Origin of the sequence: Caballeronia sp. LZ019, assembly GCF_031450825.1 — a bacterium.
Taxonomy (GTDB): Bacteria; Pseudomonadota; Gammaproteobacteria; order Burkholderiales; family Burkholderiaceae; genus Caballeronia.
Genome location: NZ_JARTVZ010000005.1, coordinates 1,928,234 through 1,954,792 on the forward strand (window position 1 = coordinate 1,928,234; position 26,559 = coordinate 1,954,792).

Annotated in this window: 29 protein-coding genes and 1 tRNA gene; 16 read left to right on the plus strand and 14 right to left on the minus strand. The window is 63.2% G+C overall.

The genetic code is table 11. From position 1 onward, the window contains the following. Positions 1 to 5 precede the first annotated feature (5 nt). The 4 genes from nadB to radC all read right to left on the minus strand — a co-directional run bounded on the left by nadB (position 6) and on the right by radC (position 3,168). A complete protein-coding gene (gene nadB / locus P9255_RS22430) occupies positions 6 to 1,604 on the minus strand; it encodes an L-aspartate oxidase (RefSeq protein ID WP_309763150.1) in 1,599 nt (532 codons plus the stop codon). Positions 1,605 to 1,786: 182 nt separating this feature from the next. Beyond that, positions 1,787 to 1,954 carry a 50S ribosomal protein L33 gene (gene rpmG, locus P9255_RS22435; RefSeq protein ID WP_014190626.1) on the minus strand — a complete coding sequence of 56 codons (168 nt, stop codon included), beginning with the start codon at positions 1,952 to 1,954 and terminating at the stop codon, positions 1,787 to 1,789. Between the two features lie 11 nt (positions 1,955 to 1,965). After that, positions 1,966 to 2,199 (minus strand): 50S ribosomal protein L28, encoded by a 234-nt coding sequence (gene rpmB, locus P9255_RS22440; protein WP_008351171.1) that lies wholly within the window; start codon positions 2,197 to 2,199, stop codon positions 1,966 to 1,968. A 231-nt stretch (positions 2,200 to 2,430) separates the two neighbouring features. Beyond that, positions 2,431 to 3,168, minus strand: a complete 738-nt coding sequence (radC, locus tag P9255_RS22445) for a DNA repair protein RadC (RefSeq protein WP_309763149.1) — start codon at positions 3,166 to 3,168, stop codon at positions 2,431 to 2,433. 204 nt (positions 3,169 to 3,372) lie between these two features. On the opposite strand from radC, the gene P9255_RS22450 reads away from it, so the two are divergent. The 7 genes from P9255_RS22450 to P9255_RS22480 all read left to right on the plus strand — a co-directional run bounded on the left by P9255_RS22450 (position 3,373) and on the right by P9255_RS22480 (position 10,233). Continuing rightward, positions 3,373 to 3,828, plus strand: a complete 456-nt coding sequence (locus P9255_RS22450; protein WP_309763148.1) for a peptidylprolyl isomerase — start codon at positions 3,373 to 3,375, stop codon at positions 3,826 to 3,828. A gap of 2 nt (positions 3,829 to 3,830) precedes the next feature. Beyond that, on the plus strand, positions 3,831 to 4,799 hold the full coding sequence (gene ispH / locus P9255_RS22455) for a 4-hydroxy-3-methylbut-2-enyl diphosphate reductase (RefSeq protein WP_309790456.1): 969 nt from the start codon (positions 3,831 to 3,833) through the stop codon (positions 4,797 to 4,799). Between the two features lie 334 nt (positions 4,800 to 5,133). After that, positions 5,134 to 6,351, plus strand: a complete 1,218-nt coding sequence (locus P9255_RS22460; protein WP_309790457.1) for a branched-chain amino acid ABC transporter substrate-binding protein — start codon at positions 5,134 to 5,136, stop codon at positions 6,349 to 6,351. A 222-nt stretch (positions 6,352 to 6,573) separates the two neighbouring features. Next, positions 6,574 to 7,524, plus strand: coding sequence for a branched-chain amino acid ABC transporter permease (locus P9255_RS22465; protein WP_309763145.1), 951 nt, complete (start codon positions 6,574 to 6,576; stop codon positions 7,522 to 7,524). Positions 7,525 to 7,548: 24 nt separating this feature from the next. Beyond that, the gene (locus tag P9255_RS22470) at positions 7,549 to 8,718 is read left to right on the plus strand and encodes an ABC transporter permease subunit (protein ID WP_309763144.1); all 1,170 of its coding nucleotides are present in this window, start codon (positions 7,549 to 7,551) and stop codon (positions 8,716 to 8,718) included. A 15-nt stretch (positions 8,719 to 8,733) separates the two neighbouring features. Next, positions 8,734 to 9,510, plus strand: a complete 777-nt coding sequence (locus P9255_RS22475) for an ABC transporter ATP-binding protein (RefSeq protein WP_309763143.1) — start codon at positions 8,734 to 8,736, stop codon at positions 9,508 to 9,510. A gap of 18 nt (positions 9,511 to 9,528) precedes the next feature. Further along, positions 9,529 to 10,233, plus strand: a complete 705-nt coding sequence (locus P9255_RS22480; protein WP_404980448.1) for an ABC transporter ATP-binding protein — start codon at positions 9,529 to 9,531, stop codon at positions 10,231 to 10,233. Positions 10,234 to 10,351: 118 nt separating this feature from the next. Here P9255_RS22480 and P9255_RS22485 read toward each other — a convergent pair whose 3' ends face one another. The 3 genes from P9255_RS22485 to P9255_RS22495 all read right to left on the minus strand — a co-directional run bounded on the left by P9255_RS22485 (position 10,352) and on the right by P9255_RS22495 (position 13,262). Continuing rightward, complete coding sequence (locus P9255_RS22485) at positions 10,352 to 10,774, minus strand: GNAT family acetyltransferase (RefSeq protein WP_309763141.1); 423 nt, start codon at positions 10,772 to 10,774, stop codon at positions 10,352 to 10,354. Then, positions 10,771 to 11,955 carry an acetylornithine transaminase gene (locus P9255_RS22490; RefSeq protein WP_309790458.1) on the minus strand — a complete coding sequence of 395 codons (1,185 nt, stop codon included), beginning with the start codon at positions 11,953 to 11,955 and terminating at the stop codon, positions 10,771 to 10,773. Before P9255_RS22490 ends, P9255_RS22485 begins: the two co-directional genes overlap by 4 nt. A 275-nt stretch (positions 11,956 to 12,230) precedes the next feature. Then, entirely contained in the window at positions 12,231 to 13,262 is a 1,032-nt protein-coding gene (locus P9255_RS22495) for a CDP-6-deoxy-delta-3,4-glucoseen reductase (RefSeq protein WP_309763139.1), read from the minus strand. Positions 13,263 to 13,353: 91 nt separating this feature from the next. Between P9255_RS22495 and P9255_RS22500 the strand changes: the two genes are divergently transcribed. Further along, positions 13,354 to 14,397, plus strand: a complete 1,044-nt coding sequence (locus tag P9255_RS22500) for an NAD-dependent epimerase/dehydratase family protein (RefSeq protein WP_309763138.1) — start codon at positions 13,354 to 13,356, stop codon at positions 14,395 to 14,397. Here P9255_RS22500 and P9255_RS22505 read toward each other — a convergent pair. The 3 genes from P9255_RS22505 to P9255_RS22515 form a co-directional block, all read right to left on the minus strand. Further along, positions 14,394 to 14,570 (minus strand): hypothetical protein, encoded by a 177-nt coding sequence (locus P9255_RS22505; RefSeq protein ID WP_309763137.1) that lies wholly within the window; start codon positions 14,568 to 14,570, stop codon positions 14,394 to 14,396. The genes P9255_RS22500 and P9255_RS22505 overlap by 4 nt on opposite strands. A 150-nt stretch (positions 14,571 to 14,720) precedes the next feature. Further along, positions 14,721 to 15,443 carry a 16S rRNA pseudouridine(516) synthase gene (locus P9255_RS22510; RefSeq protein WP_309765332.1) on the minus strand — a complete coding sequence of 241 codons (723 nt, stop codon included), beginning with the start codon at positions 15,441 to 15,443 and terminating at the stop codon, positions 14,721 to 14,723. Positions 15,444 to 15,612: 169 nt separating this feature from the next. Further along, on the minus strand, positions 15,613 to 15,825 hold the full coding sequence (locus P9255_RS22515) for a hypothetical protein (protein WP_309763136.1): 213 nt from the start codon (positions 15,823 to 15,825) through the stop codon (positions 15,613 to 15,615). Positions 15,826 to 16,264: 439 nt separating this feature from the next. On the opposite strand from P9255_RS22515, the gene P9255_RS22520 reads away from it, so the two are divergent. Then, on the plus strand, positions 16,265 to 17,254 hold the full coding sequence (locus tag P9255_RS22520; RefSeq protein WP_309790459.1) for a hypothetical protein: 990 nt from the start codon (positions 16,265 to 16,267) through the stop codon (positions 17,252 to 17,254). 402 nt (positions 17,255 to 17,656) lie between these two features. Here P9255_RS22520 and P9255_RS22525 read toward each other — a convergent pair whose 3' ends face one another. Next, positions 17,657 to 17,845: a hypothetical protein gene (locus P9255_RS22525; RefSeq protein WP_309790460.1), complete on the minus strand. Its 189-nt coding sequence runs from the start codon at positions 17,843 to 17,845 to the stop codon at positions 17,657 to 17,659. A gap of 56 nt (positions 17,846 to 17,901) precedes the next feature. On the opposite strand from P9255_RS22525, the gene P9255_RS22530 reads away from it, so the two are divergent. Together P9255_RS22530 and P9255_RS22535 are read left to right on the plus strand one after the other, a co-directional pair. Next, a complete protein-coding gene (locus P9255_RS22530) occupies positions 17,902 to 18,339 on the plus strand; it encodes a hypothetical protein (protein WP_309763134.1) in 438 nt (145 codons plus the stop codon). Then, positions 18,324 to 18,470 (plus strand): hypothetical protein, encoded by a 147-nt coding sequence (locus P9255_RS22535; protein WP_309763133.1) that lies wholly within the window; start codon positions 18,324 to 18,326, stop codon positions 18,468 to 18,470. Before P9255_RS22530 ends, P9255_RS22535 begins: the two co-directional genes overlap by 16 nt. A 142-nt stretch (positions 18,471 to 18,612) precedes the next feature. Here the strand turns inward: P9255_RS22535 and P9255_RS22540 are convergent. The 3 genes from P9255_RS22540 to P9255_RS22550 form a co-directional block, all read right to left on the minus strand. Next, a tRNA-Leu gene (locus P9255_RS22540) sits at positions 18,613 to 18,697 on the minus strand. A gap of 115 nt (positions 18,698 to 18,812) precedes the next feature. Then, positions 18,813 to 19,973 carry an ABC transporter substrate-binding protein gene (locus P9255_RS22545; RefSeq protein ID WP_309763132.1) on the minus strand — a complete coding sequence of 387 codons (1,161 nt, stop codon included), beginning with the start codon at positions 19,971 to 19,973 and terminating at the stop codon, positions 18,813 to 18,815. Positions 19,974 to 20,026: 53 nt separating this feature from the next. Next, positions 20,027 to 20,968 (minus strand): CysB family HTH-type transcriptional regulator, encoded by a 942-nt coding sequence (locus P9255_RS22550; protein ID WP_309763131.1) that lies wholly within the window; start codon positions 20,966 to 20,968, stop codon positions 20,027 to 20,029. Positions 20,969 to 21,194: 226 nt separating this feature from the next. Here P9255_RS22550 and P9255_RS22555 point away from each other — a divergent pair, with 226 nt between their 5' ends. From P9255_RS22555 to P9255_RS22575, 5 genes are all read left to right on the plus strand, one after another. After that, positions 21,195 to 22,871, plus strand: coding sequence for a nitrite/sulfite reductase (locus P9255_RS22555; RefSeq protein ID WP_309763130.1), 1,677 nt, complete (start codon positions 21,195 to 21,197; stop codon positions 22,869 to 22,871). A gap of 10 nt (positions 22,872 to 22,881) precedes the next feature. Next, positions 22,882 to 23,421: a DUF934 domain-containing protein gene (locus P9255_RS22560; RefSeq protein WP_309790461.1), complete on the plus strand. Its 540-nt coding sequence runs from the start codon at positions 22,882 to 22,884 to the stop codon at positions 23,419 to 23,421. 3 nt (positions 23,422 to 23,424) lie between these two features. Then, positions 23,425 to 24,165 carry a phosphoadenylyl-sulfate reductase gene (locus P9255_RS22565; RefSeq protein WP_309763127.1) on the plus strand — a complete coding sequence of 247 codons (741 nt, stop codon included), beginning with the start codon at positions 23,425 to 23,427 and terminating at the stop codon, positions 24,163 to 24,165. Positions 24,166 to 24,254: 89 nt separating this feature from the next. After that, positions 24,255 to 25,217 (plus strand): sulfate adenylyltransferase subunit CysD, encoded by a 963-nt coding sequence (cysD, locus tag P9255_RS22570; RefSeq protein WP_309763126.1) that lies wholly within the window; start codon positions 24,255 to 24,257, stop codon positions 25,215 to 25,217. 26 nt (positions 25,218 to 25,243) lie between these two features. Then, complete coding sequence (locus P9255_RS22575) at positions 25,244 to 26,557, plus strand: sulfate adenylyltransferase subunit 1 (RefSeq protein ID WP_404980389.1); 1,314 nt, start codon at positions 25,244 to 25,246, stop codon at positions 26,555 to 26,557. Positions 26,558 to 26,559: the final 2 nt, after the last annotated feature.

The following is a 26,559-nucleotide window of genomic DNA, read 5'->3' on the forward strand; positions in this document are numbered from 1 at the left end:
GGCCGTTAAACGCCGCGTCGCCGCTTCGGTGGCGGCATCAGCACGGTCGGCAGCGCCTTCGGCAAGGTGCCGGGCCAGTCGCGGCTGAAGTGCAGGCCGCGGCTCTCGCGCCGCGTGCATGCGCTCTCCACGATCAGCGAAGCGACATCGACCAGATTCCGCAGCTCCAGCAGATCGCGGCTCACCTTGAAGTTCGCGTAGTACTCGTGGATCTCGTCGCGCAACAGCGCAATCCGATGCTGCGCGCGCGCGAGGCGCTTGTCCGTGCGCACGATGCCGACATAGTTCCACATGAGCCGCCGCAACTCGTCCCAGTTATGCGCGACGACGACTTCCTCGTCAGGGTCCGACACGCGGCTTTCGTCCCAGTCGGGCAGTTCGGCATGGCAGCCGGACGAAAATCCATCCGCCTCGATAGCATGCGCCGCCGCGCGTCCGATCACGATGCACTCCAGCAGCGAATTGCTCGCGAGCCGGTTCGCGCCGTGCAGTCCGGTGCAGGCCGTTTCGCCGACCGCATACAGCCCCGGCCGGTCCGTGCGCCCGGCCAGATCCGTGACGACGCCGCCGCACGTGTAATGCGCGGCGGGCACGACGGGAATCGGCTCCTTCGCGATATCGATGCCGAATTCGCGGCAGCGCGCGAGGATCGTCGGAAAATGCTCTTCGAGGAACGCGCGCGGCTGGTGGCTGATGTCCAGATACACGCAGTCGATGCCGCGCTTCTTGATTTCGAAGTCGATCGCCCGCGCGACGATATCGCGGGGTGCGAGTTCGGCGCGTGCGTCGTGCTCCGGCATGAAGCGCGTGCCGTCCGGCAGGCGCAGGATGCCGCCTTCGCCGCGCACCGCTTCGGAGATAAGGAACGACTTCGCGTACGGATGAAAGAGGCAGGTCGGGTGGAACTGGATGAACTCCATGTTCGCGACGCGGCAGCCCGCGCGCCACGCCATCGCGATGCCGTCGCCAGTGGCGGTGTCCGGGTTCGTCGTGTAGAGGTAGACCTTGCCCGCGCCGCCCGTCGCGAGGACCGTGTGCGGCGCCTGGATCGTCACGGTGCGGCCGGTTTTCAGGTCGAGCGCGTAGAGACCGTGGCAGCGATGGCCGGGCATGCCGAGCCGGTCCGAGGTGATGAGATCGATCGCGTAGTGATCTTCGAGAACGGTGATGTTCGGATGATTGCGCACGCGCTCGCTGAGCGTCGTGACGACGGCGTGGCCCGTCGCGTCGGCCGCGTGGATGATGCGGCGATGACTGTGACCGCCTTCGCGCGTCAGGTGGAAGCCGAGTTCGGCGGACATATCGCGCGTGAAGGGCACGCCTGCGTCGATCAGCCATTCGATGGCCGCGCGCCCGTTCTCGACGATGAAGCGCGTCGCCGCTTCGTCGCACAGGCCGCCGCCCGCGACGAGCGTATCGGCGACGTGGTTGTCGATGCTGTCGGCCGAGTCCAGCACCGCCGCGATGCCGCCCTGCGCCCAGTCGCTCGCGCCTTCGCTCACCGCGCGTTTCGCGATGATCGCGACGCGCCGCGTTTCGGCCAGATTCAGCGCGACGCTCAGTCCCGCGAGGCCGCTTCCTACGATCGCTACATCGAAATTCATGTTGCCGCGTCTCCGTTGCGTGTGCTTGCGTAGCCGGCAAGCATATCGCGCGGGGTGCGGCGGGAACAATGAAATCCCTCGCACGCGGGTGTGAAAGGCGTGGGAATGTCCAGGGCTGAAAAGCAGAAAGCCCCGCATGGGCGGGGCTTTCAGTGTCTTCCTACAGGTACTCGGATCAAGATTTACTTGATCTTGGTTTCCTTGTAGTCAACATGCTTGCGGGCGACCGGATCGAACTTCTTGATCAGCATCTTTTCCGGCATGTTGCGCTTGTTCTTGGTCGTCGTGTAGAAGTGACCCGTGCCTGCGGTCGACTCCAGCTTGATCTTGTCGCGTGCGCCTTTGGCCATGTGCGTGCTCCTTAGATTTCACCGCGTGCGCGCAGGTCTGCGAGCACGGCGTCAATACCGTTCTTGTCGATCAGGCGCAGGCCGGCGTTCGAGACGCGCAGACGCACCCAGCGGTTTTCGCTTTCAACGAAGAAACGGCGGTTCTGCAGGTTCGGCAGGAAACGACGCTTGGTCTTGTTGTTTGCGTGGGAAACGTTGTTGCCCGACATCGGGCCTTTCCCAGTTACTTGGCATACGCGTGCCATGATGACGCTCCTAATACACGTTGAGTCTGAATCGAACGCTCGAATGAAGGGAAATTCCTTCGCCCGATGCCTCTAATCGCCCGATTTGCCGATCGGGGACTTGGCAGCACGGTTATGCCAATGAGGACTGCGTGGACCAGAACAGGCGGTTGAAAAAAGCAAACGTGGATTCTAGCAGGAAAAACAGTGCGTTATCAAGATTTTCTGGCTTGCGCGCCGGTGCGGGCGGCGTCACAGCCAGCCCTCTCGCGCGAACGAAAAAATGTCATTCGATGCGACGACCATGTGATCCAGCAGCTTGACGTCAATGAGCGCGAGCGCGTCCTGCAGCGTGCGGGTGAGCTTGCGGTCGCTGGCGCTCGGCTCGACGCCGCCCGACGGATGATTATGCGCGACGATCAGCCCCGCTGCATTGAACGCGAGCGCCCGCTTCACGATTTCCCGCGGATACACCGCCACACGCGTGAGCGAGCCTTGCGCCTCTTCGCAGATATGCAGCAGCTGGTGACGCGCATCCAGATAGATGCAGATGAACACTTCGTTAGCCCGCGTGCCGATTTTGAGGCGGAGAAAATCCTCGACTGCGCCCGGCGAGTTCAGCAGCATGCGCTCGCGCGCCTTCTCCGCCAGCGCGCGCCGGCATATTTCGGACACGGCGAGCAGCGTCGCGGCGCGCGCCTCGCCGACACCGCGCTCGTCCTGCAAGTCGGAGGCGGACGCATCCAGAACGGCACGCAGTGAGCCGAATCGTCGCACGAGCGCGCGCGCCACGTCAACGGCCGTCAGGCCCGGCACACCCGTCCGGAGGAAAAGCGCGAGCAGTTCTGCGTCGGAAAGCGTGGCCGGCCCGCCCTTCAGCAGACGTTCGCGCGGGCGGTCGGCTTCGTCCCATTCAGGAATCGATAGCAACCGCAGCCGTTCTTGCAGCGCAGATTCGACGGGCTCGGGCAGCGGAAGCACGGCTGTCATCGCACGCTCCGCGCGGCCGGATGTGCGAGGCGTGGCGCACCAACGCCGCGCGTGCCCGTCACGGCGTTTCGCAACTCTGTCTTACAATAGCGGTTTTGGCGCTCGTCCCGATCCTGCGCCCCGCGGTTCGCAGCTTCGTGCCGAAGAGCCGCCGCTCGCCCGGCGCACGCCGCGCTTGTCACTGAACCGCCACATCCAATACTCATGAGCATCATCGATATCTCCGAGGTGAAACCCGGTTCCCATGTCACGCTTCATTACCGGCTCGCACTGGCTGATGGCGCCGACATCGTCAACACCTTCACCGACAAGCCCGCGACGCTCCTGCTGGGCGCGGGCCAGCTTGCGCCGCCGCTCGAAGAAATTCTGCTTGGATTGAAGGTCGGCCACCATTCGACCTTTCAGCTAACGCCGGATCAGGCGTTCGGGCCGCGCAATCCGGAGCTCGTGCAGCGGGTGTCGTTGGCGACGCTGCGTGAAAACAGCATGATCGGCGAGGATTTTTCTCCGGGTGATCTCGTCGAATTCAACGCGCCCAACGGCGGGCGCTATGCCGGCGTGCTGAAGGAAGTGGGGGAGACGTCCGCGCTCTTCGACTTCAATCACCCGCTCGCCGGCCAGGCGCTGGCCTTCGAAGTGAAAATCATCGGAATCCTGTAGCCATGAGCCTGACTGAAAGCCTCAACGACATCGAAACCGACCTCGAAATCCTGCTGGCCCAGCCGCGCGGGTTCTGTGCGGGCGTCGATCGCGCCATCGAGATCGTCGAGCGGGCGATCAAACTCTTCGGCGCGCCCATCTACGTGCGGCACGAGATAGTCCATAACGCCTATGTCGTCGCGGATCTGCGGAAGAAGGGTGCGATTTTCATCGAGGAGCTCGCGGACGTGCCCGAAGGCAGCACGCTGATTTTCAGCGCGCACGGCGTATCGAAGGCGGTGCGCGCCGAGGCCGAAACACGCGGCCTGCGCGTGTTCGACGCCACGTGCCCGCTCGTGACCAAGGTACACATGGAAGTCGCGAAGATGCGCCAGGAAGGCTTCGACATCGTGATGATCGGCCACAAGGGGCATCCTGAAGTCGAAGGCACCATGGGCCAGTCGGGCGAAGGCATGCATCTGGTGGAAGACATCGATGACGTCGAGAAGCTCGATCTGCGCGATCCGGACCGCATCGCCTACGTCACGCAGACGACGCTTTCCGTCAACGACGCTTCCGCCATCATCGATGCCCTGAAGCGAAAGTATCCGAACGTGAAGGAGCCGAAGAAGCAGGACATCTGTTACGCGACGCAGAATCGCCAGGACGCGGTCAAGTTCCTCGCGCCGCAGTGCGATGTGGTGATCGTGGTCGGCAGCCCGAACAGCTCGAACTCGAGCCGGCTGCGCGAAGTCGCCGAGCGTAGCGGCATCCCCGCCTATATGGTGGATTCGCCGACGCAGATCGATCCGGCGTGGCTGGAAGGAAAGAAGCGGATCGGTGTGACGGCCGGGGCGTCGGCGCCGGAAGTGCTGGCTCAGGCGGTCATCGAACGGCTGCGTGAGCTTGGCGTGCGCAGCGTGCGGTCGCTCGAAGGCATCGAAGAGACGATTTCTTTTCCGCTGCCGCGCGGATTGTCCTTGCCGCAGTAATTAGACGAAGTCCTCGAAAAGCGCCTCCGGGCGCTTTTTTTTCGCCGTCCGCCGTCGAGCACACCGCGTCCAAAAAGAGCCATGCACCAATTTGATACCGGCACGAACGAAGTCGAATAAAGACCCACTTCCGGAGTGGTGCAACTGCTGCACAAGGACAGATCGCAACCCGGTTGCGCTATTGCTGCGAAACAGCCCGAAAATCCGGGTTGCAATGCTGGAAAACCCCGCCACGCAAGAATATTGCTCGTCTCATATTTGGCGTTACAATTCGCGCGTCTTGAGTCCCAAGGGGCTTCGGTAACCGTTTTGGAAGGCGCAGGAGACCTGTTTGATGCGATTCAAGTTTGCTCACGCCGTGTCCATCGCGGCTGCGGTTGCAATGGCAACTGCATGCGGCAAGAAGGACGAAAGCGGGGCGAGCGGAGCAGCGTCGGCGGCGAGCGCCGCAGTTGCGCCGGCGGCCGCCGTGGCGCCCGCGAGCGAGGCGACGATCGTGAAGATCGGTCATGTCGCGCCGCTCACCGGAACGCAGGCGCACCTCGGAAAAGACAACGAGAACGGTGCGCGGCTCGCACTTGAAGAAATCAGCAGTCAGGGTCTGACGATCGACGGCCGCGCGATTCACCTGCAACTCGACAGCCAGGACGACGCCGCCGATCCGCGCACCGGCGAGGAAGCCGCGCAGCGTCTCGTGGACGACCATGTGGCGGCCGTGATCGGGCATATGAATTCGGGCGTGTCGATTCCGGCGTCGAAGATTTACAGCGATGCGGGCATCGCGCAGATTTCGCCCTCGACGACCAACCCGCAATATACGAGGCAAGGCTACAAGACGACGTTTCGCGTCGTCGCCACCGATGCGCAGCAGGGCCCCGTGCTGGCCGGCTACGCAATGAAGACGCTGCACGCGAAGAAAGTCGTGATCGTCGATGACGCCAGCGCCTACGGCCGCGGCCTCGCCGACGAATTCGCAAAGACGATTCAGGCGGGCGGGGTAAAGATCGCGGCGCGCGAGTCGACAACCGAGAAGGCGCGCAATTTCAAGGCGATCATCACGAAGATCAAGCGCATGCAGCCCGACGTGGTGATGTACGGCGGCATGGACGTGACAGGCGGCCCGTTCGCGAAGGAAGCGGCGGCGCTCGGCGTCAAGGCGAAGATTCTGGCGGGCGACGGCGTCTGCACGCAGCAATTGCCGGAACTGGCGGGCGATGCGGTGCAGAACATCGTCTGTTCGGAAGCGGGGCTCGCGCTCTCGAAGATGGACAAGGGTGCGGACTTCGCGCAGAAGTACGAAGCACGTTTCCACACCCCGGTGCAGATTTACGCGCCGTTCACGTATGACGCGATGTACGTGATCGTCGATGCAATGAAGCGCGCCAATTCCATCGAGGCGGGCAAGGTGCTCGCGGCGATGGCCACGACGGACTTCAACGGTCTGACGGGGCATATCGCGTTCGACGACAAAGGCGATCTGAAGGCAGGCACCATCACGCTTTACGACTTCAAGGACAAGAAGAAGGACGTGCTCGACGTCGTCAGGCAGTAGCAGAGAGGCGTTTCTGAGTCTTGCGGCGCCTTATCGAAAGCGCCGTTTCGTATCCGTCTGCCGGAAGCCCGCACCTACCCGGCGGCGGGCGAAACGGCAGGCGATCAACCCTTACCGGTTTTTTTAAAAGTACGCGCAGTGCCGCTCCAGATTTCGCTTCACACCGGTTTATCGGCCGGTGATAAAGGCGTGATCCGGTCGCACGGGGCTAAGGAGCTTTAAATGGATATTTTCATCCAGCAGATCATCAACGGTCTGGTGCTTGGCAGCGTCTACGCCATCATCGCTCTGGGCTATACGATGGTGTACGGGATTCTCGGCATCATCAACTTCGCGCACGGCGACGTGCTGATGGTCGGCGCGATGGTCGCGCTGTCAGCGATCGGCGTCATGCAGAACCACTTTCCATCGATGCCCGGGCCGATCATGCTGACGATCGCGCTCGTCATTGCCGCGGTCGTCTGCGCGATCGTCGGCTATACCATCGAAAAGGTCGCGTACCGGCCGCTGCGCAGGGCCCCGCGTCTCGCGCCGCTCATTACCGCCATCGGCGTGTCGATTCTGCTGCAGACCATCGCGATGATGATCTGGGGCCGCAATCCGCTCGCGTTCCCGCAGCTCCTGCCGACCGATCCGATCAACGTGATCACCGCCGGCGAGAACAATCCGGGCGCCGTGATTTCGATGACGGAAATCGTGATCATCGCGGTCGCGTTCCTCGTGATGGCTGGCCTTCTGCTGCTCGTTCACAAGACCAAGCTCGGCCGTGCGATGCGCGCCATCGCCGAGAACCCCGGCGTCGCATCGCTGATGGGCGTGAATCCGAACTTTGTGATTTCCGCGACCTTCATGATCGGTTCGGCGCTGGCGGCGCTCGCCGGTGTGATGATCGCGTCGGAATACGGCAACGCGCACTTCTACATGGGCTTCATCCCGGGACTCAAGGCATTCACGGCGGCGGTGCTGGGCGGCATCGGCAATCTGGGCGGCGCGATGGTCGGCGGCGTGCTGCTCGGTCTGATCGAGCAGTTGGGCGCCGGTTACATCGGCGGTCTGACGGGCGGCGTCTTCGGCAGTAACTATCAGGACGTCTTCGCCTTTGTCGTGCTGATCATCGTGCTCGTGTTCCGTCCGTCGGGTCTGCTCGGCGAACGTGTCGCGGATCGCGCTTAAAGACCGAGTGAGGAGCTGAATAAAATGACTTCGATTCAACCGATTGAGCCGTCGACGACGCTCATCCCCGAGAAGAACACGACGAAGACGCTCGTCATCGGCCTCTTGACCGCCGTGTTCGTGATCGCAGCGCCGATGGTGATCGGCGCAGCCGGCGGCAACTACTGGGTCCGCGTGCTCGACTTCGCGATGCTCTACGTGATGCTGGCGCTCGGCCTCAACGTGGTGGTCGGCTTCGCCGGCCTCCTGGACCTGGGCTATATCGCGTTCTATGCGGTCGGCGCGTACACGGCGGCGCTGTTGTCGTCGCCGCAGCTGACTTCGCAGTTCGAATGGATCGCGCAGCTCGCGCCGGGCGGCCTGCACATTCCCTTCCTGATCATCGCGCCGATCGCGATGGCGCTCGCAGCGACTTTCGGCGTGCTGCTCGGCGCGCCGACGCTGCGCCTGCGAGGCGACTATCTCGCGATCGTCACGCTGGGCTTCGGGGAAATCATCCGTATCTTCATGAACAACCTCGACCGTCCGATCAACATCACGAACGGGCCGAAGGGGATCACGGGCATCGATCCGGTGACGGTGGCGGGCTTCAATCTGTCGCAGACGCACGAGTTCTTCGGCTTCAAGTTCCCGTCCGTCTACATGTACTACTACCTGTTCGTGCTGGGCGCGCTGCTCGTGATCTGGGTGTGTACGCGTCTGCAGCATTCGCGCATCGGCCGTGCTTGGGCGGCGATCCGCGAGGACGAAATCGCGGCGAAGGCGATGGGCATCAACACCCGCAACGTGAAGCTGCTCGCATTCGCGATGGGCGCGTCGTTCGGCGGTCTGTCGGGCGCGATGTTCGGTGCGTTCCAGGGCTTCGTGTCGCCGGAATCGTTCACGTTCTGGGAATCGATCGTCGTGCTGGCGTGCGTGGTGCTTGGCGGCATGGGCCATATTCCCGGCGTGATTCTCGGCGCGGTGCTGCTCGCCGTGTTCCCTGAATTCCTGCGCTCGACGATGGGTCCGCTGCAGAACGCCATCTTCGGCCATCAGATCGTGGATACCGAAGTCATCCGCCAGTTGCTGTACGGTCTGGCGATGGTGCTCATCATGCTGTATCGCTCGGAAGGCCTGTGGCCCGCCGCGAAACACGAAGACAAGATCGCGAAGATCGCGAAGCGCAGCGGCAAGAAGCCGGTGCGCGCCTAAGCGGGGGACTGGAAAATGAGCGACAAACGTACTCGATTGTCCGTGCAGGGCGTGAACAAGCGTTTCGGCGGCTTGCAGGCGCTCTCCGATGTGCGCCTCGAAATCAAGGAAGGCGAAATTTACGGTCTGATCGGCCCGAACGGCGCGGGCAAGACCACGTTCTTCAACGTCATCACGGGTCTTTACACGCCGGATTCGGGCGTATTCAAGCTCGACGGCGAACCGTATACGCCGACTGCCGTGTATCAGGTGGCGAAGGCGGGCATCGCGCGCACGTTCCAGAACATTCGTCTCTTCGGCGGCATGACTGCGCTCGAGAACGTGATGGTCGGCCGGCACGTCCGCACGAAGCACGGGCTGATCGGCGCGGTCTTGCAGACGCCGGCGGAACGTCGTGAAGAGCGCGAGATCAAGGAACGCGCGCTGGAACTGCTCGAATATGTCGGCGTGCTGCAGTACGCGGACTATACGTCGCGCAATCTGTCGTACGGGCATCAGCGTCGACTGGAAATCGCGCGTGCATTGGCGACGGACCCGAAGCTGCTCGCGCTCGACGAGCCGGCGGCCGGCATGAACGCGACGGAGAAGGTCGAACTGACGCGTCTGCTCGACAAGATTCGCGCGGACGGCAAGACGATTCTCTTGATCGAACACGACGTGAAGCTCGTGATGGGATTGTGCAACCGCATGACGGTGCTCGATTACGGCAAGGTGATCGCCGAGGGTCTGCCGCAGGACGTGCAGAAGGACCCGAAGGTGATCGAGGCATATCTGGGTGCGGGGGTGCACTAAATGGCGACCACAAGCGCGATGTTGAAGGTCAAGGGCCTGCAGGTGAATTACGGCGGCATTCAGGCGGTGAAGGGTGTCGATCTGGAAGTCGGGCAGGGCGAACTGGTCACGCTGATCGGCGCGAACGGCGCGGGCAAGACCACGACGATGAAGGCCATCACCGGATTGAAGCCTTATTCGGGCGGCGATATCGAGTACATGGGCCAGTCGATCAAGGGCGTGCCGACGCATGAGCTTTTGAAGCGCGGCCTCGCGATGGTGCCGGAAGGGCGCGGCATCTTTGCGCGCATGTCGATTCTCGAGAATATGCAGATGGGGGCTTATCTGCGTAATGACGCCGACGGCATTCAGAAGGATACCGAGCGTATGTTCGGCTTCTTTCCTCGCTTGAAGGAGCGCGCTTCGCAGTACGCGGGGACGCTTTCGGGCGGCGAGCAGCAGATGCTTGCGATGGCTCGCGCTCTTCTTTCGCGACCGAAGCTGCTGCTTCTCGATGAGCCTTCCATGGGGCTTTCGCCCATCATGGTCGAGAAGATTTTTGAAGTCGTTCGGGAGATTTCAAAGGAAGGCTTGACCGTGCTGCTGGTTGAGCAGAACGCGCGGCTGGCGCTTCAGGCCGCTAATCGCGGGTATGTGATGGATTCCGGTACTGTCACGATGTCCGGCGATGCCAAGGTCATGCTCGATGATCCCAAGGTTCGGGCTGCTTATCTGGGGGAGTGAGGGTTTTTTCACTCCGCCTGTTTTTGGTGGCTTCGTTATCTCGTGTCGGTCTATTAGCTCGCCCCTCCCCGGGGCGCATTAATAGACCGACACGAAAACAAGCTCAACGAAAAGAACACTAAAGCCGCTTGCCCAGACTGACAACATCATCAACGCGATACCCGAGCCGCTGATAAAACGAAACTAACTCGGGCTTAACAGAAAGCACCTGCAGATTAACCTTAGGGCAACCAAGCCGGGCAAGCGCCGCTTCGGCATGAAGCATCAGACATTGCCCAAACCCGCGCCTTCGCGACGAACGCGAAACGGCAAGCGAATAAACCCACCCCCGATGCCCGTCATACCCGCACATGACGGTTCCGATGACGGCGTCATCCACCACACCGACGAAGAACAACTCAGGCTGAGTCGACAGCTTGTTGGCAATCGACAAAGCCGGATCGCGCTGCGGCCTCGACGCATCCCCGTACTCGGGAAACACATCGCGCCACAGAGCGATCACGGCATCGCGATCGCCCGCTTCGAAGGTGCGAACGATCACAGCGTATCGAGCACGGAACGCAGCATCGAAAGCATCTGATCGATCTCGTCCTTGGTCACATTGAGCGCCGGCATGAAGCGCAGCAAGTTCGGCCGCGCCGCGTTCAGCAACAACCCATCCGGCTGCATCAGCCGCGCCTTCTCGACGATTTGCGGTCCCTTGTCGCTATCCAGCAGCAGCGCGCGCAGCAAGCCCTCGCCACGCTCACCCCGGAAGCCGCGCTCATCCGACAACTTCAGCAACTCGCTACGCAAATATTCGCCCCGCTCGCGCACGCCCGCGAGAAAGCCGGGCGCAACAAGCTGCGAAATCACCGAATGGCCCACCGCCGTCATCAACGGATTGCCGTTGTACGTGCCGCCCTGGTCGCCCGCCTCGAAGCACGCGACATCCGCCTTCGACAGCAACGCAGCAAGCGGCACGCCGCCACCGATGCCCTTGCCGAGCGTCATGATGTCCGGCTCGATGCCCGACAACTCGTACGCGAACAATGTTCCCGCGCGTCCACAGCCGCTCTGCACTTCGTTGACGATCAACAGCAGGTTGTGCTGCTTCGTCAGCGCACGCAATTGCTGCATGAACTCGCGCGTCGCGGGAATGACGCCGCCTTCGCCCTGAATCGGCTCGAGCATGACGGCAACGGTCTTCTCGCTGATGAGCTTCTCGACCGAGGCGATATCGTTCAGATCGGCTTTCGGGAAGCCCGGCACTTGCGGCGCATAGATCGTGTCCCAGCCCGCCTTGCCGCTCGCGGACATCGTGGCGAGCGTGCGGCCGTGGAAGCTGTGATCGAACGTGATGATCTCGTAGGCGCCGTTGCGGAACTTGCGGCCCCATTTGCGCGCAAGCTTGATCGCGCCTTCGTTCGCTTCGGCGCCGCTGTTGGCGAAGAACACCTTGTCGAAGCAGCTGTGCTGCGTGAGCAAGCCGGCGAGCTGCGCCATCGGGCCGTTATAGAACGCCGGCGACGGATTGATCAGCGTGCGCGCCTGCTTCTCCAGCGCTTCGATCATGCCGTCGTTGCAATGGCCGAGCGAATTGACCGCCCAGCCCTGAATGAAGTCGAGATAGCGCTTGCCGGTATTGTCGTAGAGCCACGAGCCCTTGCCGTGCGTGAACACGATCTCGGGGCGGTTCGTGATGTACATCAGCGAATCGACAGGGTACTCATTGAAATTCATGACAGCGGGCTCCACGAGGCGATGACGAAAGAAAAAGCGGCGCGCAAAAAACAAAAGCCACGGCGTTTGCGTGGCTTCATTCTCTGCGCTTCATACAACCGAACCATGACGAGCGCGAATGCTTGACGAGCCAGCGGCATCCCTAAGGAAGCGGCGAGCGGCGGCGTCGGAGTGCGTTCAGGATTCGATTCATTCGCGAAGGATACGTTATGACGTTCCTGCGTGTAAACCGCCAGCGCGAAAATCTCGGCGCCGGCGGTTTCACAGAATGCCGATCACACCGGATGCGCGAGATCCGCCGCGCTCGTGAAGGAGTCCGCGTAAAACTCGTCCTCCGGCAACCGGTGATGCAGCGTGAAATCGCGTTGCGCCGATTCCACCATCACCGGCGCGCCGCATGCATAGACCTGATACGCGCTCAAATCGGGCAGATCTTCGATGACGGCACGATGTACGAAGCCCGTGCGGCCATTCCAGTTGTCGACCGCATCGGGTTCCGAGAGCACCGGCACGAACCTGAAGTTCGGCACTTCCTTCGCCCACTGCTCGGCCAGTTCCATCATGTACAGGTCCTTCTTGCGGCGGCCGCCCCAATAGAGCGTCATCGGGCGGTTCAGGTTCTTGAACACCGCATGCTCGATGATCGCCTTGATCGGCGCGAAGCCCGTGCCCGACGCGAGCAGCACGATGGGCTTGTCCGATTCGTCGCGCAGGAAGAACGTGCCGAGCGGGCCTTCGAAGCGCAGGATATCGCGCTCTTTCATCGCGCCGAACACGTGGTCCGTGAACGTGCCGCCCGGCATGTGGCGGATGTGCAGCTCGAGCGGGCCTTCGTGATGCGGCGGGCTCGCCATCGAATAGCTGCGGCGCTTGCCGTCCTTCAGAATGAATTCGATGTACTGCCCCGCGAGATATTGCAGGCGCTCGTTGGCGGGCAACTGCAGCTTCAGTTCGATGACATCGTCCGCCCGGCGCTCGAGCGCGTTGACGCGGCAGGGCAGCTTCTTCACCTGCACGTCGCCGACGCCCGCGACTTCGCGCACGTCGATGGTCAGATCGCTTTGCGCGGTGGCGCAGCAGAAGAGGGCCATGCCGCGGGTTTTTTCATCGTTGGAGAGCGCCGACGACGAATGCGGCGCCTGTTCGACTTCGCCCTCGACGACCGCGCCCTTGCAGGAGCCGCAAGCGCCGTTCTTGCAGCCGTAGGGCAGGCCGATCCCCTGACGCAGTGCGGCGGTCAGCACCGGTTCGTCGGGTTCCACCTGAAACTGCCGGCCGCTTTGCCGGAGCGTTACGTTGAATGCCATAGATCGATTTCGTGCGATGGTGTAAGTATGTCTTTCGATGCCGCGTTCAGCGGCCGAACGTCTGCAACGAGCGGCGGATACAATGCACCGCATGATCGCCACTCGAATTCTGCGCCGCCCGCGCGTGCTGATCGTCGGATGCGGCGATGTCGGGCTGCGCACGTTGCCGCTCTTTCATGCCCGCGCCGCCGGACCGCGCGTGATCGCGCTTACGCATCATCCCGAACGTGCAGCCGAACTGCGCGCGGCAGGCGCGTTGCCGATTACCGGCGACCTCGATGCGCGCAGAAGTCTTGCGAGGCTCGCGGGCATCGCGCGTCATGTCTTGCATCTCGCGCCGCCCCAGCGCGACGGCGATACCGACCGCCGCACCCGCGCCCTTCTTGCAGCATTGCGCGCGCCTCGCCGCTCGGTGGCGCGTGGCGTGCAAACCTCAATGGCTGTACGTCCCGCGTGGCGCAGCGCGTCTTTCATTGTACCCGACACCTCTTTTGGAGCCACGTCGGCGCAGGCCCGCTTGCGGTTCGTTTATGCGAGCACGACGGGCGTATACGGCGATTGCCGCGGCGCGCGGATCGACGAAACGCGGCCCGTGCGGCCCGAGAACGAGCGTGCGCGGCGCCGCGTGTCGGCAGAGCAACTGTTGCGCGGCACGGGCGTGCGAAGCGGCTGGCGCGTGTCGATCGTGCGCATCCCCGGAATCTATGCGGAAGACCGTCTGCCGCGCGCGCGCATCGAACGGGCGATGCCTGCGCTCATCGAACGCGACGACGTGTACACGAACCACATTCACGCCGACGATCTCGCCGCGATCATCGTTCGAACGCTCGGGCGGGGAAAGCCGCAGCGCGCGATCAACGCATCGGACGATACGGACTTGTGCATGGCCGATTATTTCGACCGCGTGGCCGATGCCTGCGGATTGCCGCGCGTGCCGCGCATCACGAGAGAGGAAGCCGAAGCGCGGCTGGAACCGGTCACGCTTTCGTTCATGCGCGAATCGCGACGCCTTCGCAACGATCGTCTCAAGCGCGAACTGGGTTACGCGCTGCGCTATCCCACGGTCGACCATTTCCTTCGCGAGCGAAGCCGCGGGCACGCCGGGCCGGGAATGGAAGCGGATACGCCGCGCTAGATCAGCGCCGGAATCGTTTCGAGCAGGACGAAGCACATCAATGCGCCGATCAGCGCGCCCATCAGATTCGGCGAGTACTTATGCCTCATGTGCATGACGACGCCCAATACCCCGATCAGAACCGCGCACAACACGACGAACGCAATCAGCGCGACGCTCATGTGGGAAGCCATGATGCCCTCCTGCCCTTGTTTTAGTCATTCTGGTTCCGTAAGACGAGTATATGAGCACTCGGACCGGAAGGCATGCTGCGGCGCAACGCGCGGGCGTGGGCGGTTTTCGGGATTTACAGATCGGTTTCCTGGGGCCGGCAGGTGGCCGTGTCACGCGTCGATGTCTTCCTTCGAGCGCAGTGCGGCAAGATCGTCGGCGTCGAGCCAGCGCCATTCCCCTTCCCTGAGCGATGCCGGCAGCGCATAACCGCCGACGCGCTCCCGATGCAGCTGTTCGACGCGATTTCCCGCCGCCGCGACCATCCGCTTGACCTGGTGGTATTTGCCTTCCAGCACGGTCAGTTCGAGTAACCGTTCGTCTCGTCGATGGGCGGCGAGCGCGGCGGTCGGTCTCGTCTCGCCGTGCAGCAGCACGCCTTCGCGAAGGGTGGCGAGCTGCGCGTCATCGAGGGGATGGCGCACCGTCGCGAGATAGACCTTCGGCACCTTGCGCTTCGGCGACGTGAAAGCGTGGACGAACGCGCCATCGTCGGAAAGGAGGAGCAGGCCGGTGGTGTCCTGATCGAGCCGGCCGACCGGCTGGACGCCGCGCTCGATCAGTTGCGGCAGCAGCAGGTGGAACACGCTCAGATGATGCTGCGGATCGCGCGAGCATTCGTAGCCCGCAGGCTTGTTGAGCGCGAGATACGCCTTGTCGCGATAGGTCCACGTGCGCCCGTCGACGTCGAAATCGAGCGGCGGCGCGATGGGGAAATCGGCGCGCGGATCGGTGCGGACTTCGCCGCCGATGCGCACGCGCCCTTCGGCGATGATCCCGCGGCACTGGCGGCGCGACCCGAAGCCTTGGGAGAAGAGGAGGGTTTCGAGGTCCATCGGATGCAGGGCAGTTGAAGCGCGCATTCTAGCAAGGCCACGACGGCGCCTGCGACGTCAGGCATGAGCGTGCGGCGAGTTCCCGCGACGCATTCGGAGCCGAGGCAGTACGGCGATATGCGTCATCTGGCTGGGAGCCGAATCGTCGCGGGCTTCCCGCGTGTCCTTTTCAATGCGCGTCGCCGCGTCCCTTCGACACCGTAGGCACGCCCCAGCCGAAAAGCGTGTACGACTTCGATGCGTCGCTCCGGTGGCTTTCGCCCGATGCGCTCCTGGGCGCGACGCTCCAGCGCCCGTCGAACGTCATCGACGGGACGACCGGTGCGGGCAGCGCGCTCGCCTTGCGGAAATAGGCGGTGTTGGCGTCGGCTTGAACGGTCATTGCGTGCTTCAGCAGCGCTTGAGCTTGCGCGTTGCGCGGATCGAGCGCGACGGCGCGTCGCGCGTTTCGTGTCACGCATGCCGGATCATGGTTCGCGGCGCACGAACGGGCGCTGGCCATCGCGCTGTCGCGCGCACGTTCCTGACGCGAGACGTCGGCTGCGAGTTGCTGGGTCTGCGCACTGCGAGATTGAATCGGGGCGAGGGCGCGGAGGTATCGGCGGGCGGCGGCGAGATCGCGGTTGGCGAGCGCTTGGCGGACGGCTGCGACCGTGCGCGCTTCGGCGGACGACGGCGCCTCGTGGGCGGATGCCGAATGCGCGATCGGGCGGCCCGGTGAGGCGATGTTCGCGGGTGTTTTGTCCAGGGCGTCTGACGTCGGCGTAGCGGCAGTGCTTGATCCTGTCTGAGCGGTGATCGTCGGAGCAGACCGCGATTCGTTGTTCGGCGCGATAGACGATGCGCGCGCTGCCGAAGTCGCTGCCGTGGCCGGCGTGCGTGCTGATGTCACTGTCGATTGCGAAGCCGTCGCGTTCGACGTCGCCGCTGTGTTGCTGTTGACGGCGGGCGGAGACGTTACGGATGGCAAGGCGCTCGCAACGCGCGCTCCCGCGCTCGGCGATGCAACAGGCGTCGCAACGCTCCTGTCATGCGCTGCTTCGGAAGTCGGCGACGACCTGCTTTGCGAGGCCGACGCGACTGTCGAGACCGCATGGGACGGCGTTTGGGATACCACCGCGCCCGTCGCCATGTCCGACGCAGCGCGGCCGTGGCGGGAGGCAGAGTTGATCGCGTCGGCGACGGCCTGTCGCGACGCCTCGCGGGTTTTTGGCGATTCGGCGGCCATCGCGGGAATCTGGAGTTCCGGTACGCGCTTGGCGGTCGATGCAATGTCCGCGGGCGACGAAGCGAGCGAAGCGCTCGCCGATGCAACGGCAGCGGTTCTTGAGTCTTTTGCGGAGGATGCCTTCGACGCCGCAACGGTGCGGGATGACGAAGACGTAGCATTCGACGATGCGATGTCGGCGGCGCTTGTCTCTTTGGCGGTAGTTGCCTTCGACGCCGCCTCACCGTGCAACGACAGCGACGAGTCACTCGCCGATGCGACCTCCGTGGCTTTCGCTCCCTTCCCGGACGCCGCCTGGGATTCAACGACGCGCGATGCAACTGCCGGCGACGAAGAACCTTCGACACGTGCCAAGCTGGGACCAGACATACCGCCCGCGCCGTTCGCCGCAGGCACGGCTGCGGCCGAAGCCGATGCGCCTGCAGCCGTTGTCTTCCAAGTCTGCGCCTCGTCGTCCTGCCGCCGGGTGAGCGCATGCCGATCGGCATCATCGCGGGTTTGCGGCGACGACGACGCGTTCCCGATCGTTCCCGCCGCGCTGACGGTTTGCGTCGGCGTGCGTTGCGCATCGGACTGCGTATAAAAGTATCCGCCCGCCGCGACGCCGGCCACCACACCGCTCACAAGCATTACGAGCCCCTTGCGCGCGGGTCTGCGTTCCGGCAACGGCAGAGCGTCGCCGGGCTCGACCAGGCTCGGATACGACGTCACCATTCTTCGACGCACGAGCCGCGTGAGCCAGCCGGTGTCGCGCAAGTCGACGAAATCGCGCCGATCGTCGCTTGCGGCAGCATCGGCGTTGGTATCCGCGACGCTGGTGAAGATCGCGCCCTGGCGATCCGCTCCGCAGTACGGGCACGTCTCGTCGACGGCGGGCGAAACGACGTTGCAGCGGCGGCAGATCACCGCATCGAGCGACAGCGAATATTCGGGTTGCATCATGCGTACTCGTGCCGGGTCAGGTTGGCGCAACGCGCGGGGCGGCTCACGGCATCGGGAAAACCTTAAGCAAGCCGAACGAGCGTGCTCGCAGCGCATGCAGGTCCGGCTTCATCGATACCGCCGCCTGCGATTCTCCCGAGAAAAAACGTCTCGCTTCTACGGTATTGCGCACATTCGCGCAATGATGATCCGAAAAAGACGCATGCGCTATTAGCCGGATGGCCGACTTCACGCGCGCCGCCGTGCGAGCGACAGTCGTACCGATCACGATCAGTACCACTGGACACGATGATGACCGCAAAGCGTCTTCCCTCAACGAGCCAACGTCTCGTATTTCTGCTGCCGCTTTTCATGGGCGTGATCGAATACATCGTGCGTGTGGCGCTGAGGCAGCCGGGCGTCGACGAGTTCTTCCCGATCTCGCTGGTCGCCTCGGGCATCAGCTTCAATATGGCGCTTGCCGCTTTTCCGTCGGAATTGCTGCGAGACCCGTTGCGATGGCAAGTGATTCATCGTCTGGAGCAGGCGATATTTATCGTAAATCTGGGAATTTTCGCCTCGCTTGGCGGCGTGCTTCTATGGTTATATCTGCTGCTTGCTTCGTTCAACGAGGATGTCAGAGCGCTGTTGCCGCTGCATCCGATGATCGAAGCTTCGGCGTACTACGCGCTTTCTGTTTATTTGACCGACCACAAGAATAGGGAGGTGGAATGCTGGACTTCGTGATGGGATTCTTTCGCGACTACTGGCCGCTCGTGTTGATGTGCGCCTTCGGCCAGTTCGGCATGCCGAGATTGCTGGACTGGCAATTTCGGCGAAGGGAGCTTCGCCGGCAGCGTGAGGCGGCAAAGCATTGAGGCCCTTGTTCTCGTGACGGGCGCTCAGGCGACGGACCGCGCGACTGACTGCCGGAGCACCCGTCGCGATACCTTCGCCCCAATGCAAAAAGCCGCTCCTCAGGAGCGGCTTTTTGCGTTGAATCTTTTTGCATTGAATCTCTGGTGCCCAGGGCCGGAATCGAACCGGCACGCCTTGCGGCGGGGGATTTTGAGTCCCCTGCGTCTACCAATTTCACCACCTGGGCACGCTGTTCTTCGATGAAGACGACCCAAGCGGAACGTCCAAATCGAGTCGGCGATTATGACCGAAATCCCTGCGATGAGCAAGCTGCCCGCGTCAAAGAACGATGCAACCCGAAATCACTGGCTCAGATAGGTGAATGCGCCGTTCCGAATGACGCCCATCACGCTCGCCCGTTGATCCAGCCCGACGTGATCGCTCGCGCTCGTATTCACGACGCCATTGGGCACCACCAGTTCGTGCGCGCGCTCCAGTTCCGAGCGCAGCGCGACGCGAAACTCTTTCGTACCCGGCTTGCCGGTCTTCAGCGCCCGCGCCACGGCATCCTGCAAGCGGGGGTACACGCCCGCCGCATCGCCGGCGAACTGCGTGACCGTGCCTTTCCCGTACTTGTCCTCATAGGCGTCGACGAACGCGAGCGCCGCCTTCTTCGACGGATGATCCGCCGGGAGCGTGCGCGCCACGACCACCGGCTGCGTCGGGAAAAGGGTGCCTTCGACATCCTTGCCGCCGAGCTTGATGAATTCGGGCGTCGCGATGCCGTGCGTCTGATAGATCGCGCCCTTGTAGCCGCGCTCGACGAGCGTGCGCTGCGGCAGCACGGTCGGCGTTCCCGCGCCCGCAATCAGCATGGCGTCCGGTCGCGCGGCCATCAGCTTGAGAATCTGGCCGGTGACGCTCGCGTCGGTCCGGTTGAAGCGCTCGCTGCCGACGATCCTGATGTGCCGCAGCTCCGCGAACTTGCCGAACTCGTTCAGCCAGCTATCGCCGTAGCTGTCCGCGAAGCCGATGAAACCGACGGTCTTCACGCCGTGATTCGCCATGTAACGCGTCATCACGTCGGCCATGGCGCGGTCGGTCTGCGCCATCTTGAACGCCCACACCTTCTTCCCTTCCTGCGGTTCCACCACCGACGCCGACCCGATCAGCGTGATCATCGGCGTCTGATACTCCGAGACGGGATCGAGCGCCGCCAGCGCCGCCGGCGTGATGTTCGGGCCGACGATCACATCGACCTTGTCTTCGGTGATCAGCTTGCGGATATTGCGCACGGCAGCACCCGGGTCGGAACCGTCGTCGAGGATGATGTACTGCGCGTCCTGACCGGCGATGGTCTTCGGCCACATCAGCATCGCGTTCTTGCTCGTGATGCCGATCGCGGCGGCCGGGCCGGTGCTCGACAGGTCCACGCCCACCTTGATCTGCGCGTGCGCCGCGGCGGTCAGCAAAGCGAGGGCGACGCCGGCAGCGAGGCGGCGCGTGATCTTCGACAACGTCATCGGGATGGTCTCCAGGAGTGCGTCTTGTTGTGGCGGCGTTTGCGCCGTCGTATTTACAGTTCGTAAGTCTCGTGACCGCCCGCAAGCGCCTGTTCGATCAGCTTGCGGTTCATCGAAGGCGACAGCAGTTCGACGAGCGTGTAGACATAGCTGCGCAAATAAGCGCCCTGCTTGAGCGCGAGCCGCGTGACGTTGGTGCCGAACAGATGGCCGACGGGCATCGCGCGCAAATGGCGGTCGCGCTCCGGGTTGAACGCGATATCCGCCATGATCCCCACGCCCAGCCCAAGCTCGACATAGGTCTTGATGACGTCCGCGTCGATGGCCTCGAGCACGATGTCCGGGCTGAGCGTCCGCAGCGCGAACGCCTGATTGATCTTGGTGCGGCCGGCGAACGCGGCGTCGTACGTGATGAGCGGGTACTGCACGAGATCGTCGAGCGTGAGAAGCTTGCGTTCCAGCAGCGGATGCTCGGGCAGCATGACCGCGAGGTGTTGCCACTGGAAGCAGGGCAGCGACACGAGTTCCTTGTAATTGGCGATGGCTTCCGTCGCGATGGCGATGTCCGCCTGATCGTGGATGACCATTTCCGCGACCTGCGTCGGGCTGCCTTGCAGGATCGAAAGATGCACCTTCGGGAAGCGCTTCTTGAACTCGGCGATGGCCGCCGGCAGCGAGTAGCGCGCCTGCGTATGCGTCGCGGCGATGACGAGATTGCCCTGATCCTGCGCCGCGTAGTCCTTGCCGACACGCTTCAGGCTTTCGACTTCCTGCAGGATTTTTTCGACCGACGCGAGAATGATGCGCCCCGGCTCGGTGAGCGACCGCACGCGCTTGCCATGCCGCGTGAAGATCTCGACGCCCAGCTCGTCCTCCAGTTCGATGATCGCCTTGGAGACGCCCGGCTGTGATGTATACAGCGCCTTCGCTGCTTCCGTCAGGTTGAAGTTCTGCCGCACGGCCTCGCGCACGAAGCGGAACTGGTGCAAATTCATTTAGAACCCTTCGTTATTACCTGATTGCATATCAAAGTAATTTTTCAGTCGTTTGCAATATATAGCAGGTTTATTACTATCAGTCCAATTTTTCCAATATCCATAGCTGTTTTCGTCATTAGCAAATGATCGTTCCGTCTGAACGACGCGTGCAATGGCGGATCAATGGTTATCTGCGCCGCGCAACCTGAAACGCGGTGTCCAAACAAAAACTTGGGGCCCCCGAATGTACCAATACGATCAGGTCGACCAGCGAATCGTCGACGAGCGAGTCGCACAGTACGCCGATCAGGTTCGCCGCCGTCTGTCGGGCGAGTTGAGCGAAGAGGAGTTTCGTCCGCTGCGGTTGCAGAACGGCCTGTACATGCAGCGTCACGCGTACATGCATCGCATCGCGATTCCTTACGGCAATCTGCGCAGCGACCAGCTCCGCATGCTGGCGACCATCGCGCGCGAGCACGACCGCGGCTACGGGCACTTTTCGACGCGCACGAACATCCAGTTCAACTGGGTCGAGCTCGAAGAGACGCCCGAAATCCTGCGCAAGCTGGCTTCGGTGCAGATGCACGCGATCCAGACGTCGGGCAACTGCATCCGCAACATCACGGCGGACCAGTTCGCGGGCGTGGCGCCTGACGAGCAGGTCGATCCGCGTCCGTGGGCTGAAATCCTGCGTCAATGGTCCACGTTCCATCCCGAGTTCGCCTGGCTGCCGCGCAAGTTCAAGATCGCGGTCTGCGGATCGGCGGAGGATCGCGCGGCGGTGCAGATTCACGATCTCGGCGTCTATTTGAAGAAGAACGCGCAGGGCGAAGTCGTCGCGAGCATTCTCGCGGGCGGCGGGCTCGGCCGCACGCCGATCATCGGCGCCGTCATCAAGGAAGACTTGCCGTGGCGGCATCTGCTGACGTACTGCGAAGCCGTGCTGCGCGTCTACAACCGCTACGGCCGCCGCGACAACATGTACAAGGCGCGCATCAAGATTCTCGTGAAGGCGCTCTCGCCGGAAAAGTTCGCGAAGCAGGTCGAGGAAGAGTGGCTCCATCTGAAGGATGGCCCGTCGACGCTCACGCAGGACGAAGTCGAGCGCGTGTCGAAGTTCTTCGCGCCGCCGGCCTACGAGAAGCTGCCGGACACGGACGCATCGTACGAAAAGCATCTGATCGAAAACAAGGCGTTCGCGCGCTGGGTCGAGCGCAACGTGCGTCCGCACAAGGTGCCGGGCTATGCATCGGTGACGCTGTCGCTGAAGCCGACGGGCATCGCTCCGGGGGACGCGACCGACAAGCAGATGGACGACGTCGCCGATCTCGCCGACGCGTTCTCCTTCGGCGAAATCCGCGTGTCGCACGAGCAGAACCTGATTCTCGCTAACGTGAAGAAGCACGACCTGTTCACCGTGTGGGAACGCGCGAAGGCGGTCGGTTTCGCGTCGGCGAACATCGGCTTGCTGACGGACATCATCTCGTGCCCCGGCGGCGATTTCTGCTCGCTCGCGAATGCGAAGTCGATCCCGATCGCGCAGGCGATCCAGCAACGCTTCGACAACGCCGACTTCGTCTACGACCTGGGCGACCTGTCGATCAACATTTCGGGCTGCATGAACGCGTGCGGTCATCACCACGTCGGCAACATCGGCGTGCTGGGCGTCGACAAGGACGGCTCGGAGTGGTACCAGGTGACGCTCGGCGGCGAGCAGAGCTCGGGCGCGACCGGCGCGCATCTCGGCAAGGTCATCGGCCCGTCGTTCTCGGCGCATGAAATGCCGGACGTCGTGTCGAGCGTGATCGAGACGTTCGTCGACAACCGCATCGAAGGCGAGCGCTTCATCGAGACGTTCGGCCGCATCGGCATTGCGCCGTTCAAGGAGCGCGTGTACGCATCGCGCCAGGCACACGCTTGAGGATTTGAAGATGACGTTGATTATCAAGAACCGCGCGGTCGTGGAAGACGATTTCACCGTGATCCGCGCCGCTGAAGACGGCTCGCTGCCCGCAGCCGATGCGCTGCCCGCCGGCAAGGTGATCGTGCCGTTCGCGCTGTGGAAGGAGCAGAAGGATGCGATCGCCGCAACGCGCTCCAGGGACGCCCTCGGCGTGTGGCTCGCTCCCGACGACGAACCCGCGGATGTCGTGCCGGACTTCGACAGGATCGCGGTCATCGCCGTCGATTTCCCGGTGTTCCGCGATGGCCGCGGCTTTTCGATCGGCCGCCTGCTGCGCGAGCGCTATGACTGGAAGGGCGAGTTGCGCGCCATCGGCGACGTGCTGCGCGACCAGGTGTTCTTCCACTACCGCTGCGGATTCGACGCTTTCGCCGTGCGCGCCGACAAGGACATCAACGACGCGCTCAACGCGTTCAACGAGTTCACCGAACTGTATCAGGGCGCGAACGACAACCCCGAACCGCTGTTCCGCCGCCGCGCCGCGGTGCTCGCCACGCTCGGAGCCTGAGGCATGACGCCAGAATTGCAAGCCAGGGTTGACCGTCTGGATGCGCTGCTCGATTCCATCGCAGCGCGCCACGAGCGCGTCAAGCTAGCCAGCAGCCTCGCCGCGGAAGACATGGTGCTCACGCACGCAATTCTTTCGCGCGGGGTCGGTATCGGCATCTTCTCGTTGAACACGGGCCGCCTGCACGCGGAAACGCTCGGCATGATCGACAGCGTGAATGCGCGCTACGGCTATGACATCGAGCAATTGCATCCGCAAGCCGATGCCGTCGATGCCTACGTGCGCGACCACGGCGCGAACGCGTTCTACGAGAGCATCGATTTGCGCAAGAGCTGCTGCCATATCCGCAAGGTCGAGCCGCTCAACCGTGCGCTCGCGGAGGTGTCCGCGTGGGTGACGGGCCAGCGCCGCGAGCAGTCGGTGACGCGCGCCGAACTGCACGAGGAAGAACACGACGCGCCGCGCGGCATCGCGAAGTTCAATCCGCTCGCGGACTGGACCGAAGCCGATGTCTGGGATTACCTGAAGGCGTTCGACGTGCCCGTGAATCCGCTGCATGCGCGCGGCTATCCGAGCATCGGCTGCGAGCCGTGCACGCGCGCCGTGCGTCCCGGCGAGGACAGCCGCGCGGGCCGCTGGTGGTGGGAATCGCGCGATACGAAGGAATGCGGCCTGCACATGACCAACATCAGCAGCATCAGCAGCATCAGGATCGTCGAAGAAGCTCCCAGCTCGGCGATCTGACGAAGACAACGAGGCGCGCAGACGCCGCAGCACAACCCTGTTACCGAACGCGGCGTCCCGAGGATGCCGCCATAAAAGGATCGACGAATATGAGCACGACGCTCGACCCCAACGTCACGACCCCGATCGTCAACCGGGCGACGCGGATGGACCATCTCGACTGGCTCGAAGCCGAGTCGATCCACATCCTGCGCGAACTCGTCGCGGAATGCAGCAAGCCCGCGCTGCTGTTTTCGGGCGGCAAGGATTCGGTCGTCGTGCTGCATCTCGCGCTGAAGGCGTTCGGTCTCGGCGCGGGCCGCAAGACCGTGCTGCCGTTCCCGCTGGTGCATATCGATACGGGCCACAACTTCGACGAAGTGATCGACTTCCGTGACCGCCGCGCGGCGGAGATCGGAGCGGAACTGGTCGTCGGCCATGTCGAGGATTCGATCAGGAAGGGCACCGTGCGCCTGCGTCGCGAAACGGATTCGCGCAACGCCGCACAAGCGGTGACGCTGCTCGAAACCATCGAGCAATATGGCTACACGGCGATGATCGGCGGCGCGCGCCGCGACGAAGAGAAGGCTCGCGCGAAAGAGCGCATCTTCTCGTTCCGCGACGAATTCGGCCAGTGGGACCCGAAGGCGCAGCGCCCGGAACTGTGGAGCATCTACAACGCGCGCCTGCACAACGGCGAGCATCTGCGTGTGTTCCCGATCTCCAACTGGACCGAACTCGACGTGTGGCAATACATCGCCCGCGAGAAGCTCGAACTGCCGTCGATCTACTACGCGCATGACCGCGAGATCGTCCGCCGCAACGGGCTGCTCGTGCCGGTGACGCCGCTCACGCCGGTGCGCGAAGGCGAAACTTCCGAGATCGCGCAGGTCCGCTTCCGCACCGTCGGCGACATCAGCTGCACGTGCCCGGTTTCGAGCGATGCCGACGATGTCGAGAAGATCATCGCGGAAACGGCCGTGACGGAAATCACCGAACGCGGCGCGACGCGCATGGACGATCAGGCTTCCGAAGCCGCGATGGAACAGCGCAAGAAGCAAGGCTATTTCTAAGCAACGCCCAAAGGAATCGACGAATCATGAGCATCTATCAAACCGAAGACCTGGGCGTGCTGCGCTTCATCACGGCGGGTTCCGTCGACGACGGCAAGAGCACGCTGATCGGCCGCCTGCTGTACGACAGCAAGGCCGTGCTGTCTGACCAGCTTTCCGCGATCTCGCGTGCGAAGAACAAGCGCACCGTCGGCGACGAAATCGATCTGTCGCTGCTGACCGACGGCCTCGAGGCCGAGCGCGAGCAGGGCATCACGATCGACGTGGCGTACCGCTATTTCGCGACTGCGAAGCGCAAGTTCATCATCGCGGATACGCCGGGGCACGAGCAGTACACGCGCAACATGGTGACGGGCGCATCGACGGCGCATGCCGCGATCATCCTCGTCGACGCGACGCGCGTCACCTTCGAAAACGGCGCGGCGCAATTGCTGCCGCAGACGAAGCGTCATAGCGCCATCGTCAAGCTGCTGGGCCTGCAACACGTGATCGTCGCGATCAACAAGATGGATCTCGTCGAGTACAGCGAGGCCCGCTTCAACGAGATTCGCGACGCCTATGTCGCGCTCGCGCGCCAGCTCGGACTCGACAACGTGCGCTTCGTGCCGGTGTCGGCCCTGAAGGGCGACAACATCGTGACCGCGAGCGAGCGCATGCCCTGGTACGCGGGCGAGCCGCTGCTCGATCTGCTCGAATTGCTGCCGGTTGCGCAGCCGAATGAACAGGCGCTGCGTTTCCCGGTGCAATGGGTCGCGCGTCAGGACGGCTCCCAGGCCGACGATTTCCGCGGCTACATGGGCCGCGTCGAAGCCGGCGAAGTGCGCGTCGGCGACGCGATCACCGTGCTGCCGGCCAATCGTCAGGCGACGGTGGCCGAGATCGTGGCGCCCGTGCCGGGCGGCGTGAGCCCGGTGGATCGCGCGTTCGCGGGTCAGACGGTGACGATTCGCCTGGCCGAAGACGTCGATGTATCGCGCGGCGATACCTTCGTGCCGGCGGCGGCGGCCGTCGATCCGGCGAAGAAGCTCGAAGCCGACCTCTGCTGGTTCGACGAAGAGCCGCTTTCGCCGCAGCGCAAGTATTTGCTGAAGCAGACGACGAATACCGTGTTCGCGCGCATCGGCGCCGTGAAGCAGGTGCTCGACGTGCATACGCTGTCGCACTCGGTCGATCGCACGACGCTCGCGATGAACGACATCGGCCGCGTGGCGCTGACGCTGCAGAAGCCGATCGTCGCGGACGCGTACGATACGCATCAGGGAACGGGCGCATTCGTGCTGATCGACGAGGCGACGCATCACACGGTCGCGGCGGGCATGATCCGCGCAATCGCGGCCTGAAG